Source organism: Streptomyces stelliscabiei (assembly GCF_014873495.1).
GTDB classification, from domain to species: domain Bacteria; phylum Actinomycetota; class Actinomycetes; order Streptomycetales; family Streptomycetaceae; genus Streptomyces; species Streptomyces bottropensis.
In genome coordinates this window covers 10,231,466-10,247,147 of record NZ_JADBGF010000001.1, presented here as the reverse complement: position 1 = coordinate 10,247,147, position 15,682 = coordinate 10,231,466, and the positions used below count along the sequence as shown (strand labels likewise).

16 protein-coding genes and 5 pseudogenes are annotated in these 15,682 nt (G+C 68.7%); 6 read left to right on the top strand and 15 right to left on the bottom strand.

Translation table 11 applies throughout. The features are described from left to right. Positions 1-38 precede the first annotated feature (38 nt). The 7 genes and pseudogenes from H4687_RS44825 to H4687_RS44795 form a co-directional block, all read right to left on the bottom strand. Positions 39-434: pseudogene (locus H4687_RS44825) on the bottom strand (response regulator transcription factor); the annotation flags it as partial. 133 nt (positions 435-567) lie between these two features. Next, entirely contained in the window at positions 568-1,239 is a 672-nt protein-coding gene (locus H4687_RS44820; RefSeq protein WP_046913458.1) for a potassium-transporting ATPase subunit C, read from the bottom strand. 5 nt (positions 1,240-1,244) lie between these two features. Continuing rightward, a complete protein-coding gene (gene kdpB, locus H4687_RS44815; RefSeq protein WP_079028216.1) occupies positions 1,245-3,377 on the bottom strand; it encodes a potassium-transporting ATPase subunit KdpB in 2,133 nt (710 codons plus the stop codon). Next, a complete protein-coding gene (gene kdpA, locus H4687_RS44810) occupies positions 3,374-5,038 on the bottom strand; it encodes a potassium-transporting ATPase subunit KdpA (RefSeq protein ID WP_046913456.1) in 1,665 nt (554 codons plus the stop codon). Before kdpA ends, kdpB begins: the two co-directional genes overlap by 4 nt. Positions 5,039-5,046: 8 nt before the next feature. After that, positions 5,047-5,136: a K(+)-transporting ATPase subunit F gene (gene kdpF / locus H4687_RS44805; RefSeq protein WP_037690246.1), complete on the bottom strand. Its 90-nt coding sequence runs from the start codon at positions 5,134-5,136 to the stop codon at positions 5,047-5,049. Beyond that, on the bottom strand, positions 5,133-5,294 hold the full coding sequence (locus H4687_RS44800) for a hypothetical protein (RefSeq protein ID WP_167358672.1): 162 nt from the start codon (positions 5,292-5,294) through the stop codon (positions 5,133-5,135). Before H4687_RS44800 ends, kdpF begins: the two co-directional genes overlap by 4 nt. Before the next feature lie 100 nt (positions 5,295-5,394). Further along, positions 5,395-7,233 carry an APC family permease gene (locus H4687_RS44795; protein WP_046913455.1) on the bottom strand — a complete coding sequence of 613 codons (1,839 nt, stop codon included), beginning with the start codon at positions 7,231-7,233 and terminating at the stop codon, positions 5,395-5,397. A 262-nt stretch (positions 7,234-7,495) separates the two neighbouring features. On the opposite strand from H4687_RS44795, the gene H4687_RS47850 reads away from it, so the two are divergent. Further along, positions 7,496-7,621 carry a hypothetical protein gene (locus H4687_RS47850; protein WP_257035699.1) on the top strand — a complete coding sequence of 42 codons (126 nt, stop codon included), beginning with the start codon at positions 7,496-7,498 and terminating at the stop codon, positions 7,619-7,621. 12 nt (positions 7,622-7,633) lie between these two features. Beyond that, on the top strand, positions 7,634-7,996 hold the full coding sequence (locus H4687_RS44790; RefSeq protein ID WP_225968450.1) for a hypothetical protein: 363 nt from the start codon (positions 7,634-7,636) through the stop codon (positions 7,994-7,996). 95 nt (positions 7,997-8,091) lie between these two features. On the opposite strand, the pseudogene H4687_RS47210 reads toward H4687_RS44790, so the two are convergent. Then, positions 8,092-8,670, bottom strand: a pseudogene (locus H4687_RS47210) (telomere-associated protein Tap); the annotation flags it as partial. A gap of 542 nt (positions 8,671-9,212) precedes the next feature. Here H4687_RS47210 and H4687_RS47845 point away from each other — a divergent pair. The 3 genes and pseudogenes from H4687_RS47845 to H4687_RS44785 all read left to right on the top strand — a co-directional run bounded on the left by H4687_RS47845 (position 9,213) and on the right by H4687_RS44785 (position 10,126). Beyond that, entirely contained in the window at positions 9,213-9,341 is a 129-nt protein-coding gene (locus H4687_RS47845) for a hypothetical protein (protein WP_257034236.1), read from the top strand. Between the two features lie 134 nt (positions 9,342-9,475). After that, positions 9,476-9,577, top strand: a pseudogene (locus tag H4687_RS48655) (hypothetical protein); the annotation flags it as partial. 12 nt (positions 9,578-9,589) lie between these two features. Beyond that, positions 9,590-10,126: a tetratricopeptide repeat protein gene (locus H4687_RS44785; RefSeq protein WP_225967017.1), complete on the top strand. Its 537-nt coding sequence runs from the start codon at positions 9,590-9,592 to the stop codon at positions 10,124-10,126. 209 nt (positions 10,127-10,335) lie between these two features. Here H4687_RS44785 and H4687_RS44780 read toward each other — a convergent pair. The 4 genes and pseudogenes from H4687_RS44780 to H4687_RS44765 form a co-directional block, all read right to left on the bottom strand. Beyond that, positions 10,336-10,461 (bottom strand): annotated as a pseudogene (locus tag H4687_RS44780) (peptidoglycan bridge formation protein FemAB); the annotation flags it as partial. Positions 10,462-10,575: 114 nt separating this feature from the next. Next, on the bottom strand, positions 10,576-10,749 hold the full coding sequence (locus H4687_RS44775; protein WP_159026078.1) for a hypothetical protein: 174 nt from the start codon (positions 10,747-10,749) through the stop codon (positions 10,576-10,578). Positions 10,750-11,009: 260 nt separating this feature from the next. Beyond that, complete coding sequence (locus H4687_RS44770; protein ID WP_046913452.1) at positions 11,010-11,510, bottom strand: hypothetical protein; 501 nt, start codon at positions 11,508-11,510, stop codon at positions 11,010-11,012. Between the two features lie 44 nt (positions 11,511-11,554). Then, positions 11,555-11,878, bottom strand: a complete 324-nt coding sequence (locus H4687_RS44765; RefSeq protein ID WP_199813387.1) for a PadR family transcriptional regulator — start codon at positions 11,876-11,878, stop codon at positions 11,555-11,557. A 446-nt stretch (positions 11,879-12,324) separates the two neighbouring features. On the opposite strand from H4687_RS44765, the gene H4687_RS44760 reads away from it, so the two are divergent. Then, positions 12,325-12,597, top strand: coding sequence for a hypothetical protein (locus tag H4687_RS44760; protein WP_159026077.1), 273 nt, complete (start codon positions 12,325-12,327; stop codon positions 12,595-12,597). Here H4687_RS44760 and H4687_RS44755 read toward each other — a convergent pair. The 3 genes and pseudogenes from H4687_RS44755 to H4687_RS44745 all read right to left on the bottom strand — a co-directional run. Next, on the bottom strand, positions 12,576-13,493 hold the full coding sequence (locus H4687_RS44755; RefSeq protein ID WP_046913450.1) for an IS3 family transposase: 918 nt from the start codon (positions 13,491-13,493) through the stop codon (positions 12,576-12,578). The genes H4687_RS44760 and H4687_RS44755 overlap by 22 nt on opposite strands. Further along, complete coding sequence (locus tag H4687_RS44750; RefSeq protein WP_046913449.1) at positions 13,490-13,798, bottom strand: transposase; 309 nt, start codon at positions 13,796-13,798, stop codon at positions 13,490-13,492. The genes H4687_RS44755 and H4687_RS44750 overlap by 4 nt, the downstream gene beginning before the upstream one ends. Before the next feature lie 70 nt (positions 13,799-13,868). Further along, positions 13,869-15,304: pseudogene (locus H4687_RS44745) on the bottom strand (ISL3 family transposase); the annotation flags it as partial. Between the last annotated feature and the right edge of the window lie 378 nt (positions 15,305-15,682).

Below are 15,682 nucleotides of genomic sequence, written 5' to 3'. Positions count from 1 at the left end.
TTGAGGAAGAGCATGAACGTCCACGACGCGTCGGCGGCGTCGATGCGGCCGATCCGTGGCGCGAGCACGGTGTCCTCGGTGCGGCGGACGGCGGCCCGGAGCCGGGCGAGGAGTTCGTCCATGCTGAACGGCTTGGTGATGTAGTCGTCGGCGCCTACGTCGAGCGCGGCGACCTTCTCCTCGGACGCCTGGCGGGCGGAGAGCACCATGATCGGCACCCGGGTCCAGGCACGCAGCGCCTTGATGACCTCGACCCCGTCCATGTCGGGCAGCCCGAGGTCGAGCAGCACCACGTCGGGCTGCCGCGCGGCGGCCAGCCGGAGCGCGGTAGCACCGTCGGGGGCCGCGTCGACCCCGTACCGACGTGCCTGGAGATTGATGATGAGGGCCCGTACGAGCTGCGGGTCGTCCTCCACCACCAGCACCCGTGTCATGGGTGTGCGCCTTCCTGTCGTACGTCGGGCCATGAACGCCGGGGGCCGTGCGACCGGCACTCATGCGGGCGGGAGTCGGCGGTTCCCGGCTCCCGCCCGGACCGCCGACTCCCCTGTGGACCGTGTGCTGCCGTCAGCTCTTGGCCAGCAGGTCCTTGAGCGCGATGTTGAGTTCGAGGACGTTCACGCGGGGCTCACCGATGAAGCCGAGGGTGCGGCTCTCGGTGTGGTCGTCGACGAGCTTCTGCACCTGGTCGGCGGAGAGGCCGTTCTGCTCGGCGACCCGGTGGACCTGGAGGTCGGCGTAGGCCGGGGAGATGTCCGGGTCCAGGCCGGAGCCGGAGGACGTCACCGCGTCGGCCGGCACCTCGGAGGGCTCGACCTTGTGGTCGGCGGTCGAGTTGTCCTTGACGACGGCGGCCTTGGCTGCCTTCACCCAGTCGATCAGGTCCGCGTTGTCGGCGGACCGGTTGGTGGCCCCGGACAGGATCAGCTTGTACTGGGTGTTGACGCTGTTGGTGCCGAGACCGTTCTGGGGGCGGCCCTGGAACCACTTCAGGTCGGGCTCCGGGGTCTCCTGGCCCTCCTTCAGCGGCAGGTTGTACGACTGCCCGATCAGCGAGGAGCCGACGACCTGGCCGGTCCCGTCCTTGATCTCCGAGCCGTTCGCCTTGTCGCTGAACAGCGCCTGGGCGAAGCCGGTGACGACGAGCGGGTAGATGACGCCCGTCACCAGGGTGAGGACGAGGAGGGCGCGCAGGCCCGCTCCGAACAGCCGGGCGGTGTTGATGACCGTGTTTTTCATGGCGCTCAGCCGATTCCGGGGATGAGGGAGATGAGCAGGTCGATGAGCTTGATGCCGATGAAGGGGGCGATCAGTCCGCCGAGGCCGTAGACGGTGAGGTTACGGCGGAGCAGCTTGTCGGCGCTGACCGGCCGGTACTGCACGCCCTTCAGGGAGAGCGGCACCAGGGCGATGATGATCAGCGCGTTGAAGACGACGGCGGAGAGGATCGCGGAGTCGGGCGAGGACAGGCCCATGATGTTGAGCTTGTCCAGGCCCGGGTAGACGGCCGCGAACAGCGCCGGGATGATCGCGAAGTACTTCGCGACGTCGTTGGCGATGGAGAACGTCGTCAACGCGCCCCGGGTGATCAGCAGTTGCTTGCCGATCTCGACGATCTCGATCAGTTTGGTCGGGTTGGAGTCGAGGTCGACCATGTTGCCGGCCTCCTTGGCGGCCGACGTTCCGGTGTTCATCGCGACGCCGACGTCCGCCTGGGCGAGCGCGGGCGCGTCGTTCGTGCCGTCACCGGTCATCGCGACGAGCTTGCCACCGGCCTGTTCCCGCTTGATGAGGGCCATCTTGTCCTCGGGGGTGGCCTCGGCGAGGAAGTCGTCGACGCCCGCCTCTTCGGCGATCGCCTTCGCCGTCAGCGGGTTGTCGCCCGTGATCATGACGGTCTTGATGCCCATGCGGCGCAGTTCGTCGAACCGCTCCCGCATGCCCTCCTTGACGACGTCCTTGAGGTGGATGACGCCCAGCACCCGGGCGCCCTCGGCGTCCTCGACCGCCACCAGCAGCGGGGTGCCACCGGCCTCGGAGATCCGGTTGGAGATCGTGTCCGCGTCGTCGGCGACCGTGCCGCCCTGTTCCCGCACCCAGGCGATGACGGACCCGGCCGCGCCCTTGCGGACCTTGCGCCCGTCGACGTCCACGCCCGACATCCGGGTCTGGGCGGTGAAGGCGATCCACTCGGCGCCGGACAGCTCGCCCTGCACGCGCTCGCGCAGACCGTACTTCTCCTTCGCCAGTACGACGATGGAACGGCCTTCGGGCGTCTCGTCGGCCAGTGAGGAGAGCTGGGCCGCGTCCGCGACCTCGGCCTCGGTGGTGCCCTCGACCGGCACGAACTCGGCGGCCTGCCGGTTGCCGAGCGTGATCGTGCCGGTCTTGTCGAGGAGCAGGGTCGACACGTCCCCGGCGGCCTCGACCGCCCGCCCCGACATGGCGAGCACGTTGCGCTGGACCAGCCGGTCCATGCCCGCGATGCCGATCGCCGACAGGAGCGCGCCGATCGTCGTCGGGATCAGGCAGACCAGCAGGGCCACCAGCACGACCATTGTCAGATGGGTGCCCGCGTAGTCCGCGAACGGCGGCAGGGTCGCCACCGCCAGCAGGAACACGATCGTCAGCGACGCCAGCAGGATGTTCAGCGCGATCTCGTTCGGTGTCTTCTGCCGGGCCGCGCCCTCGACCAGGTTGATCATCCGGTCGATGAAGGTCTCGCCGGGCTTCGTCGTGGTCTTGATGACGATCCGGTCGGAGAGGACCTTCGTGCCACCGGTGACGGCCGAGCGGTCACCGCCGGACTCACGGATGACGGGCGCGGACTCACCGGTGATCGCCGACTCGTCCACGGAGGCGACGCCTTCGACGACGTCACCGTCGCCGGGGATGATGTCGCCGGCCTCGCAGACGACCAGGTCACCGATCCTCAACTCGGTACCGGGGACACTCTCTTCGGAGTCCCCGGCGAGGCGGCGTGCCACGGTGTCGGTCTTGGCCTTGCGCAGGGTGTCGGCCTGCGCCTTGCCCCGCCCCTCGGCGACGGCCTCCGCCAGGTTGGCGAAGATCACCGTCAGCCAGAGCCAGGCGCTGATGGTCCAGCCGAACCAGTCGGTCGGGTCCCTGAAGGAGAAGATCGTCGTCAGCACGGACCCGACCAGCACCACGAACATCACGGGCGACTTGATCATCACCCGGGGGTCGAGCTTGCGGCAGGCGTCCGGCAGCGACTTGAGCAGCTGCTTGGGGTCGAAGAGGCCCGCTCCCACGCGGCCCTCGGCGGGCTTGTGCCCGGTGGGGACGTCGCGGTGCGGTGCCCGGGTCGGGGTGGCTGTGGACATCGCGTCCTCTTGCTTCGTTACGTCGGTGGTCATGACGCCAGCCCCTCGGCCAGCGGACCCAGCGCGAGCGCCGGGAAGTACGTCAGCCCGGTGATGATCAGGATCGCGCCCACCAGCAGCCCGGTGAACAGCGGCTTTTCGGTGCGCAGCGTGCCCGCGGTGGCCGGGACCGGCTTCTGCTCGGCGAGCGATCCGGCCAGCGCCAGCACGAACACCATCGGCAGGAACCGGCCGAGCAGCATCGCGACGCCGAGCGTGCTGTTGAACCACTGGGTGTCGGCGTTCAGCCCGGCGAAGGCCGAGCCGTTGTTGTTGGACGCCGAGGTGTAGGCGTAAAGGATCTCGGAGAAACCGTGCGCGCCGGAGTTCGTCATCGAGTTGCCCGGGGTGGGCAGGGCCATCGCGGCGGCGGTGAGGACGAGCACCAGGGCCGGGGTGATGAGGATGTAACAGGCGGCGAGCTTGATCTCGCGGGTGCCGATCTTCTTGCCCAGGTACTCGGGCGTACGGCCCACCATCAGACCCGCGATGAACACCGCGATGATCGCCATGATCAGCATGCCGTAGAGGCCGGAGCCGACACCGCCGGGCGCGATCTCGCCCAGCTGCATGCCGAGCATCGTGATCCCGCCGCCGAGGCCGGTGAAGGAGGAGTGGAAGGAGTTCACCGCGCCGGTCGAGGTGAGCGTGGTCGCCACCGCGAAGATCGACGAGGCGCCGACACCGAAGCGGTTCTCCTTGCCCTCCATGGCTCCGCCGGCGATCTCGAACGCCGGGCCGTGGTGGGCGAACTCGGTCCACATCATCAGGGCGGTGAACCCGAGCCAGATGGTGGCCATCGTGGCGAGGATCGCGTAGCCCTGCTTCACCGAGCCGACCATGACACCGAACGTCCGGGTGAGGGCGAACGGGATGACCAGCAGCAGGAAGATCTCGAAGAGGTTGGTGAAGGGGGTCGGGTTCTCGAACGGGTGGGCGGAGTTGGCGTTGAAGACGCCGCCGCCGTTCGTGCCGACCTCCTTGATGGCCTCCGTCGAGGCGACCGCGCCGCCGTTCCACTGCTGGGAGCCGCCCATGAACTGGCCGACCTCGTGGATGCCGGAGAAGTTCTGGATCGCCCCGCAGGCCACCAGCACGATCGCCGCGACGAACGCGAGCGGCAGCAGGATCCGGGTCACCCCGCGCACCATGTCCGACCAGAAATTGCCCAGCTCACCGGAGCGGGAGCGCGCGAAGCCGCGAACGAGGGCGACGGCGACGGCCATGCCCACGGCAGCCGAGACGAAGTTCTGCACGGCCAGCCCGCCGACCTGCACCACATGGCCCATGGCCTGCTCGCCGTAGTACGACTGCCAGTTGGTGTTGGTCACGAACGACGCGGCGGTGTTGAACGCCTGGTCCGCGTCGATGGAGGCGAAGCCCAGCGAACCGGGCAGCACGCCCTGCAGCCGCTGGAGGAGGTACAGGAACAGGACACCGACCGCCGAGAAGGCGAGCACGCCGCGCAGGTACGCGGGCCAGCGCATCTCCGTGTCGGGGTTGGCGCCGATGCCCTTGTAGATCCACATCTCGACGCGCCAGTGCCTGTCGGAGGAGTAGACCTTGGCCATGTAGGTGCCGAGGGGAACGTAGGCGAGCGCCAACGCCGCGATGAGGGCCAGCAGCTGGAGCACGCCGGCGAGTACGGGACCCATATCAGATCTCAGAACCTCTCCGGGAAGATCAGGGCGAGGACGAGATAACCCAGCAGGGAGACGGCCACGACCAGGCCGACGATGTTCTCGACGGTCACAGCTTCGTCACCCCCTTGGCGACGAAGGCCACCAGCGCGAACACGGCGATCGTGGTGACGACGAAGGCCAGATCGGCCATCGCGAACTCCTGGAGTGAGGTTCGGGAAGAACGGACAGTTAGAGGAAACCGCGACTCTGGCCGGATTCGGTCGTCCATTGACGGCTCTCATACGGCGGCCCGCACACCTTTGACGGGATCCATACGCCCCTGGCCGTCACTGGTGGCGGGGGTCACGTGACGGTGCGGAGCGGCCCGCTCACAGCAGCCGGAAACGCAGCCGGCAGATCACCGCGTCGGTCTCGCGACGTACGGCGTGCGCGACGACCGCGCCCCGCTGGTTCTGCAGCAGCCGCTGCCACAGCCGCTCGGGCTCGGCCTCCGGGATCAGGACGGTGACCCGCGTGGCCGGCTCCGCCGCCACCTCACGGACGTACGCGGCGATGGGGCGGCCCAGGCTGCGGCGCTCGGACGTCAGCCGGACCAGCGGCACACCGGGGTCCCACTCCGCCCAGGCACGCTCCAGCGCGTGCAGCTGGGCCCGGTCCTCGGGGTCGGGGTGGCAGACGGTGACGGCGCGGACCTCGTCGCCCAGTGAGACCGCCGCGGTCAGTGCCTCGGACGTCAGACGGGAGAGCGAGGAGACGGGCACGATCACCAGCGAACGGTCGCGGTGCGGGGGCTCGGGGACACGACCCAGACCCAGTCGCTCCCCGATGCGGGCGTAGGCGCGGTGCACGACGACGAACGCCGCCACCAGCAGCGGCAACGCCACCACGACCAGCCAGGCGCCCTCCTCGAACTTGGTCGCGGTGACGACGACGGCCGAGACGCCGGCCAGCAGCCCGCCGAAGCCGTTCAGCAGCGCCTTGCCCCGCCATCCCCGCCCGCGTTCCAGCCGCCAGTGCCGGACCATGCCCACCTGGGCGATGGTGAACCCGACGAAGACCCCGATGGCGAAGAGCGGCACGAGCGTGTTGGTGTCGCCGCCGGAGAACACCAGCAGCGCCGCCGAGACCACGGCCAGGGCCAGTACGCCGTGCCGGTGGACCTGACGGTCGGCTTTCAGCGCGAAGACGTGCGGGAGGTAGTTGTCACGGGCCAGCAGCTTCAGCAGCACGGGCAGCCCGCCGAAGGAGGTGTTGGCCGACAGGGCGAGCAGGATCATCGTGGCGAACTGGACGACGTAGAAGGCCCAGTTGTGGCCGAACGAGGCGTCGGCGAGCTGGGCGAGGACCGTGACGCCCTCGACCGGCTGGAGGTGGAAACGGGAGATCAGCACCGACAGGCCGATCAGCATCACGCCGAGGACCGCGCCGAGAGCGACCTCGGCCCGCTGGGCCCGCTTGACGCGCGGTATGCGGAAGGAGGGGACGGCGTTGGCGAGGGCCTCGACACCGGTGAGCGCGCTGCACCCGGAGGCGAAAGCTTTCAGCAGGAGCAGCGCGCCCACGGTCGTCGCGTTGTGGGCGAGGACCGACGCGTGCCCGTCCGCCGTGGCCGTGCTGACCGGGGCGGACCGGAACAGGCCGACGACGATCAGCACGAGGATCGAGCCGACGAACACGACGGTCGGCACGATGAACGCCTTCGCCGACTCCACGATGCCCCGCAGGTTCACGGCCGTGATCAGCGCCAGCACCACCAGGCACAGGACCAGCCGGTCGCCGTAGAGGGCGGGAAAGGCGGAGGTCAGCGCGGCCACGCCCGCCGTGACGGCGACGGCCACGTTCAGGACGTAGTCCAGGACCAGCGAGGCGGCCGCCACCAGGCTCGTGCGCGCACACAGATGAACCTTGGCGACCGCGTACGAGCCACCGCCGTCCGGGAAGGCCGTGATCACCTGCCGGTACGAGGCGACCAGCACCGCCAGCAGACCCGCGATGGCCAGCGTCACCGGCAGGGTGAACCCGAGGCCGTGGGCACCGGCCGCGGCCAGCACGAGCACGATCGCCTCAGGGCCGTACGCCACCGACGCCATCGCGTCCAGGGAGAGGGCGGCAAGGCCCGTGACGGCGGTCAGCCGGTGACGCTCGCCGGCATCGGGCGGCCCTTCGCCGGCAGGGGTCGCGCCCGGCTGGACGGTCAGGACGGACATCGGTGGGTGCTCCTTCTTCCTTCGGTCGCGCGAGGGTCTTCCCTCAGCCGTACGAGAGGCTGAGGTGGGCGCGGTGCACTCAGGGTGTGTCCCGTTCCGGCTCCGGCCGACCGCTCCTAGCGCGTTCTTCGCGCCGAACCGGCCGACTTTGACGAGGTCTTGACGACGGTGACGAAACGGCGGTGTGACCCAGGTGGCAGAGCCGTCAGAGTCACATCAGGAAGGAGACGAGCCCGCTCCGCCGCTCCCTACGGTCTCCGTCATGGCACCCCCCGACGGCACACACGAACAACTCAACACGGCTCACGACTTCCGTTGGGCGCGCGATGTGCGGGACTCGCTCCGCTGCGCCGGCGCGCTGCTCGGATTTCTCCTCCTCCTCGACTGAGGCTCGGGCCGGTTGACGCTCTGGCGCGGCGCCCTGTGGTTCGGCCTGGCGCTGCTGCTCCTCCTCGCGCTGTATCCCGCCCGGGTCCGCGCCGGCGAAGGCTGGCTCCCCTCGCGCCGACTACTGCGCGAACATCGCGTCCGTACCGATCTGCTGGCGTCCGTCCGCTGCCTGGACGGCGTGTCGCAACGACTCGTACTGCGGGACTCGGTCGGCGGCCGGATGGCGATCGACCCCGAAGTCCTCGTGCGGAACCCGCGGTTGTGGCCACATCTGGACGCGGGCGCCCGGAAGTCGGCAACCGCCGGCACGCTGCTGTGCGGGGCAACCGCGCTGAGCCGCCCGCCGGTGATCTGGTTCCAGGTGGCAAATTGAATGGTCATCTCGACTCGGCAGTCGGGTGCAGCGCCCTGCCCACCACGGCCTGAGCAGAGGCCCGAACCGGGCCCCACCACACCCCGACACACCGTGACCTTGTGGCCCTCCGGGATGCGTCCGGCGAGCCGCTCTTCGTCGGTGAGGGCGACGGGCAGGCCGTAGCGCTCCAGCGCGGACTGAGTGAGCATGAGCAGCGGGTCAGCGTCCTTGCCCGGCCCGGACAGCTTCGGCTGACCGAGTTTGGCCTCCTTCAGGGTCCAGTCGACCAGGGACGGGATGGACTTGGCGGGCACGTCCAGGACCAGGCCGCCGACGCAGTACGCGAGGACTTGGTCGTCGGCGTCGACGTCGACGACCGCGAGCGGACCGTTGGCGAAGCGCGGATCCGTGCCACCGGCCGGGGCGTTTGCCGGGGCCGCCTTCCGCGCGTCCGAGCGCCGCGACGCCGACGACGGGCCTGGCGGCGTGCGCCGGACGCGACGCGGCAGCCGGAGCTGCGGCGCTGGCGGTGGGGCGGGGCTGGGTCTTCTCTTCGGTCGTCATGACCGCAGCCTCGGGCGCCTGGCCTGTCAATACAGGGCCCGCCGGAGCCGGGGCGGGCATGCCGGTGAACGTCTCGGGTTCTCGAGCAGTCGGGCGTAGGCGGCGCGCTGCGGCGGTCGCGGCTCAGTTTTGGCCGAGCGGTCGGTGAGGAGAGCGGGCACCGGGAGATTCTGGCCAAGGAGTGACGCATGCGGTGATCGTTTGGCTGTCTGTACGCCCTGACTGTTGGAGTCCGCGGAAGTTCTCACCAACCGCCTTCGCCTCGCCTAGAGCCGCAGGTCAAGAAGCCTGTCCCCCGCGCACGTGGGGATGATCCCCGGACGCTGGGCCGGTTCTTCCACGCGGGGAGCCCAGCGCGTTATGCAGGGACGGCCCGCTCCCCTGCCGTCCAGAACCGATCGATCCCGCTCCCGTCGTCGCGGTCAGGGCCGGTGAAAGGAGGCGTCGAGCAGCAACGGGCTCGCGGGCATAGAGTGCTGCGTCGCCGGTCCGGGCACGACGCCGGACGGCGTGAGGCTCGCCGTTCACCTGGGCGCTGGAAGGCAGCCCGCCCGCTCGGCTGTGTGGCGGAATCCCCTGGCCCGGAAGCTGTAGTGCCTCGTGCTGCCGCGGGTGGAACTCGGCGTGGCCCGGTCATCATCGCCGGGACCGTTCCACGAGAGGAGCCACGATGCTCGGAGCCCGGATGACGGACTCAACGCTCGGCAAGCGGTCCTGTCTGCGCTGGAAGCGCGTCGAGATGATCAGCACCGAGCTGTTTCCCGCGCCCGGAGGTTGGCCACTGAGCGGCCGCGTGTGAGGCCCGGCCTCTTGGAAATTGCCGGTAGAGCCCCGCCCAGGGCGTCATGAGGCGGGTGCCGCGGCACTGCCGTCATCGGCTTGCTCGCCTCGGACCGACAGCGCGTCTTGGGCCCCCGCCATACGGCAACTTTGGTGACCCGTAGCAGCAGAGCCAGGTTTCTGCGCGACAGCGGAGACGCCCCGCAGGCACTACACCTGTTTCGGGAACTGCTCCCCACCATGACTGCCGCCCTGGGACCGGCTCACATGGACGTCCTGCTGGCACGTCAGGAACTGGGCCGAACTCTCGGCCACCTCGGTCGGACCTACGACGCCCTCACCTGCATCACCGAGCTATTCGAGGACCAGGAGCGCATTCTGGGCGCAGCGCACCCGCACACGCTCAGCACCCGCTTCGAACTGGCGCTCCTGGTCGCCCGTTCCGGTGACCTCCACCGGGCCATCCGAACGCTGCAGGCCGTCCTGAGCGACCAGGAGCGTGTTCTCGGCCTGCATGCACGCACTCTGAGCACACGTCATCAACTCGGCAGGCTCCTGGCTCAGACCGGTGAGCCGGAAAGGGCCCTGGAAGTCCTGTCAGAGGTGCTCCGTGATCAAGAGCGTTTCCACGGCGCCTCCCACCCTCGCACTCTGGCAACCCGATATGACCAACTCCTGGTCGCACGCCGCACGCAGGGCGCACAGACGGCTGCGGTCATGCTGGCCGCACTACAGGAGGACTGCCGCCGGGCGCTGGGCAGCAGTCATCCTCTGACGCGGGCAGTCACCACGGCGGCCACTTGACTCGACGCCCGCACTGGTCAACCCGGCCCTTACAAAGGTTGCGCGGAATTTCATAGCCGCCGAGTCGAAGTTGATGCCGGCTTACCGCCCGGTCACCAACCGCAGCCGCGTGTCAGTATGCCCTGTTGCTGCATTGGGCCGCAGTGTCGCCGCCCCCAGCACCGCGGCAGCCGGATCAGTGACTTCGACGGCCTCGCCGCCGTGCCGGACAGGTAGGCGAAATACCGCTTCAGCTTCGGCAACGGCCGCAGCAGCACCAAGCCCACGCCGACGAGACGGCGCCTCTCGTCGAACCAGCCCACGCTCGCCGACCGCCAGTCCGGCTTCACATCCCCCACGAGAGCTACGCTCAATGCCAGCCCCAACCGGCGGCTGCAGTCAACGCATAGAGCCTCCACCAATCCCCGGGAGCGGTTCACCCCCGGTGCGCCGGGCTACACGACGTCCCGTCATCGGGAGGTGATCACTGTGATCATGGTGCCCATGAGCGTGAGTCCGGCCAGGCCGACGCCGATCGGCACAGCCCAGGTCGGATGGTGGTGTACAAGGTAGACGAGGCCGCCGAACAGCATCAGGCCGACCAGCCCGAAGAGCAGGCCGACGAGCAGCACAAGCGTGGACATGAAGAGTTCCCCCTTGGGAAGTCCTGACGCCCCCAGGGGGTGCCAGGAGTCTGGTGCTCGAGTTCTGAGGAGGTCCACACGTCCCGCAGAGACCGGCGTCCAGCTGCGGCTCCACACAGACGGGCCAAGATGTGCACAGACGGCTGGGCCACTGCTCCAGCGCTCTACACATGTAGACCAGAAGGGAAGTTAACGCCGGCAACCAGTACGGCTGCCGAGAGACAACGCCTTCAATAAATCAGCCGTACCGCTCAAAAGCCCTATCCATCCCTTGCGCTTTCCTCACGACGCAGCATCATCCTGAGCCGCTCCAGGATGGCGAAGGTACCGCCGCCACCGAGAAAGACGCCGAGGACCCCGAGGAAGACGCCGACGACGCCGGTGCGGCCGACGCCAACGCTGATCAAGCTGACGACCCCGCCGACCAGGCTGACGACACCCGAGACACCAAGGACGACAGTGGCAATACCGAGGAAACGACCGCCAATGCGGCCCTGCTTGAAGCCGTCGGTGAGGATCTGATCCAAAGCACCAAGGCCATACTTGAAGGAGCGGTGCAGGGCGGCACGCTGCGCCATTGCAGTGGAAGCACTGCGGGTGGCACGTGCGCACGGCAGCAGGGGCAGCGCGTACTTCAAAACCTCGACTGCCCGCCAAGGAATGTCCGGATCACTGGCAATCGCTTCGGCCTGCTCACACCACTCCGCCTCCCGCTCGACCCGATCCACTTCTGGCAGCAGCAGACACGCCGTGCGGATCACGCCCTCCGCGCAGCGCAGGGCCAGCCGCGGCCTCTTACCCCCGTTCACGAGGCACCCCCGGGAGCCGGACGTGCACGACCGACCCCGCCCGACACGCGATCGAACGAAAGCCGGGCCAGCTCCAGATGCGCCACCCGCACGCCTTCGGCGGTGAGCTTGTAGTAGCGGCGGGGCCGCTGCCCTTCCTCGGACGTCTCCCACTCCGACTCCACCAGCCCCGCATCGCTCAGCCGGGACAGGATCGGATACAGAGTGCCGCTCGCCAGCTTCGCCGCCTTCATCAGCTCGTACCCGTATCGCGGGGCCGCCGGGTCCTGCCGGAACACCTGCAACACCCGTTCCGTCTGAGGCGTCAACTTCACATCCACACCCCGACTCTACACATATAGCCAGCCCGTTGCTACACATGTAGAGAATGCAGCACCGTCGGGGCGCGGCGCGAAGTGCGGTGAGGTCGATTCGGCGTTACTGACTTCGACCACCGTATGGTCTGGGTCATCGTCGGACCTGGTGACGGCGGCTGCCTTGGATGGCACCCCGAGGCATGCGGTACCCAGATGGGGCGGGCTGACCGCCGAGCAGCGCAGCACCGTGAAGAGGTCCGGATGCGGGCCGGTCTGCAGGATGCCGGTGCCGCACCGCCAGCTCCGGTGGCGGTGCGGATGCACCGAGACGCCGGGGAGGCGTGAATGTGGGATGGGTGCAGCTCTTCTGGAGGGAAGGCTGTCTGCAGCGGATGGCAGGATGCGGATTCGTGAGTGAGCCGTCGTTGTCGTCTGCTTGGCTGTCCGCGTGGGCAAGCACGGTCTCAGGCGTGCTGGATGAGATGACGGAGGAGTTCGGGCGCAAGCACGGTTTCCCTCCGGGTACCAACCGGGTCCGCCTGGCTCGCCACGATGATCAAGAAATAGCGCGTGCTCTGGGCAGTGATGGCCGGGCGGCCGCTGACCTGGTCACCTTCTACGGCAGCATCGCCGAAGTCGTATGGGAGGACGTCGGCAACGGCTACGTCTTGGTGTTGACACCTTCGGTGGTGAGGTTCCCCCGTCATGCAGGAGGTGCTGATCAGCTGGTCAGGAGGGGGTGATGGGTGTTCAGATTCGTTGGTTCGGCCGTCGCCTGCTCGGCGTAGTGCTTCTCCTCGAACTCGATCGGGCTGAGGAAGCCGAGCCGTTCCTGGATGCGGCGGGAGTTATAGAAGCCGTCGATGTATTCGAAGAGCGCGAGGTTGGCCTCGGCCCTCGTCGTGAAGGTGCGGCCGCGGATGCATTCGGTTTTGATCAGCATCCAGAGGTTCTCCGCGAGGGCGTTGTCGTACGAGTCCCCGACGGACCCCATGGATGCTTCAACTCCCACTCGCAGCAGCCGAGTTGTGAGCTTGATGGATGTGTACTGACAGCCGTGGTCGGCGTGATGGATGAGCTTGCCGGGCTCGACCTCGCGGGACGCGAGCGCGTACTCCAGGGTGGTCAGGACCAGGTCGGCGTCCGCGCGGGCAGAGGTCTCCCACGCGACCACCCGGCGGGAGAAGGCGTCCCGGATCGCCGAGAGCCACAACGGTCCCTCGCCGGTGGAGATCATCGTCAGGTCGGTGACCCACAGCCGGTTCGGCGCCGGTGCGGTGAAGTTCCGGTTGACCAGGTCCGGGGCGAGCGTGGCCTTGGGATCGCGGCGCGTGAAGCCCTTGCGCCGCGGGCTGACGCCTGCGATGTCGGCCTCGCGCATCAGCCGCTCGACCCGCTTGCGGCCCACGCGCGTGCCCTCGCGTCTGAGGACGGCGTGCACGCGCGGCGAGCCGTAATTGCCGCCGGACTCCGCGTGGATCTCCTTGATCCGCTCGGTCAGCTCGACGTCCCGGCGCCGCCGTTCGCACGGCTCCTTCTCCGCGAGGCGCCAGCGGTAGTAGGTGGAGGAGGCGATGTGCAGTTCCCGCAGAACGCACTCGACTCCCAGGCGGGGATGCTCGTCGAGGAGCGCCGTCACCTGGGCCGGGTCGGGTCGAGCTGCGCCGCGAAAAAAGCCGAGGCCGTCCGCAGCACGTCGTTGGCCCGCTTGAGCTGGGCGTTCTCCTTGCGCAGGGCTACGAGCTCGGCCCGCTCGTCGGTGGTGAGCCGGTCGTCGCGCTCGCCGGCATCGGCCTCGGCCTGCCGGATCCAGCCGCGCAGGGCCTCGGGATGCACACCGAGATCGACGGCCAGCTTCTTGATCTGCGGCTTCGGGTCGGAGGCCCGGTACATCCGCACCGCACGCTCACGCAACTCCAGCGAGTACTTTCTGGGGGCGGCCATGGTCGATGTTCCTCTCATGAGAACCATCTGACCCTCTGTCAACACACTCCGCATCTCGGGGGAACCTCATGGGGCCGTTGCTGTACGGAAGTGTGAGTGCGGCGTGCACGGCGTCGCGGTCTCGGTCCGGGCCCCGGGCGAAGGCGTGCAGATGAGGCAGACCGGCTGAGCGAACCTCGACGATCCAGCGCGAGAGCCCGTCGGCGTTTCCTGCGCGAGGCGTCAGGAGTTTGGCGAAGTGCCGACGGCGGCGGCCAGTTGGGTCATCTCGGGGCAGGCAGCGGTAAGCCGTGCCAGAAGATCGTGATGTTCGGCCTTGAGGTTGTCGGGCCTGGCGAGGAGCATCCGGGCGAGCCGGCGCGGGGAGGTGTGGCTGCGGTCGGCGTCCGCGCGGCCCTGGTTGATGTACTCGTACAGGAGGTTCAGGCAGCCTGCGAACCCGAGGGCCTTGATCTCTTCGAAGAGATGCTGGACTGGGACGGCGGGATCTTCGGCCCGGCGTTTGCGCAGGTGCTCGCGGTAGGGGTCGACGAGGCTGGCGCGGTACTTGGGGACGCGGAGCATCCGCTCGGGCCGGTCGGCCCGCGCGTAGCGTTTGACGGTGTTCAGGGCCACCTGCAGTCGGCGGGCGCGTTCGACCAGGCCCACGCCCTTCTCGAGCAGGTTGTGGACCTGGTGCCAGCGTTCCAGGGTCGTCTGCGCGCGGGGCCGGTCGTAGTTCGGCGCGTCCAGCACGGCGGCCCAGCAGGTGCTGTGTGCCTTCACCTCGCCCAGGGCGGCTTCACACAGGTTGTGCCATAAGTGCCACCGGTCGGCCACCTGGACTGCGTGGGGCAGGGCGCGGCGGATGGCCTCGGCGTAGGTGGCTGAGCCGTCTCGGCACACGATCTCGATGCCCGGATGCCCGCGCAGCCATGCTTCCAGCGTGTCGGCGGTGCGGTCGGGCAGTACGTCGATCCGTTCATGGGTCTCGGCGTCGATCACCACAGTGGCGTAGCGGTGCCGCCGACGCAGGGCGAAGTCGTCGACGCCGATCACGCGAGGCTTCCGCCCGGTGGGCAACGGGATGCGTAGCAGGGTGCGCAGGGCCGTGTGGCGCGACAGGCCCGCCGCGAGTATCGCCGGCAAGCGTGATCCCGCCCGGCCCGCCAACTCTTCGACCACGGCCTTGACCTGCCTGGTCAGACGGGCCGTGCGGCGCTGGTATCGCTCCAGCACCCCGGGCATCTGCTCACGGAAGGTCTGCCGGCAGCCGCGTGTGGGACACACCAGGCGCCGCACCCGCACACGGACCACCACCCGGCGGTCGTCCACCGGCACGTCGGCGACCGTCCGCCAGTGATAGCCGTGCACCCGCCCCGTCGACGCCCCGCACACCGGACAGGCCGCGGTGCCTTGCGGAGTCCGCGCCCGCACCACGATCCGCTCACCTTCGTCGGCCACATCCTCGATGACCAGCGGGGACAGACCCGAAAACACCATCTGCACAACCTCGTTGACATCCATCACACGAAGGCCAACGAGCCTCACAACCCTCCGTCACCACCGAATGTGAGACAGGGCCGAACGTTTTACAGTCCCGCTCAGCGCCGAGGTCTCGTCCCACTCCCCCTCGATGGGCCGTCGCCTGGGGGCGTAGAGGCGCTCAGATAGTGGCGGGATGCGCCGTAGAAGTGCTTCTGTGCGCCCCGGGCAGCTGGGAACGGATCGTGGTGGTGGCTCGTGCAATGAGTAACGGCACTCGAGCAGACGGGTGTCGTACGGCTCAAACGCGGGGGGTGAACTGGGGAGTCGGCACGGGTTATTTCGGACGACCGTCGCGCCCTGGCGTCCGCCAGAGTGCTCCATGCAAACCGGTGCGAGACTGCACCATTCGGTGCGCCG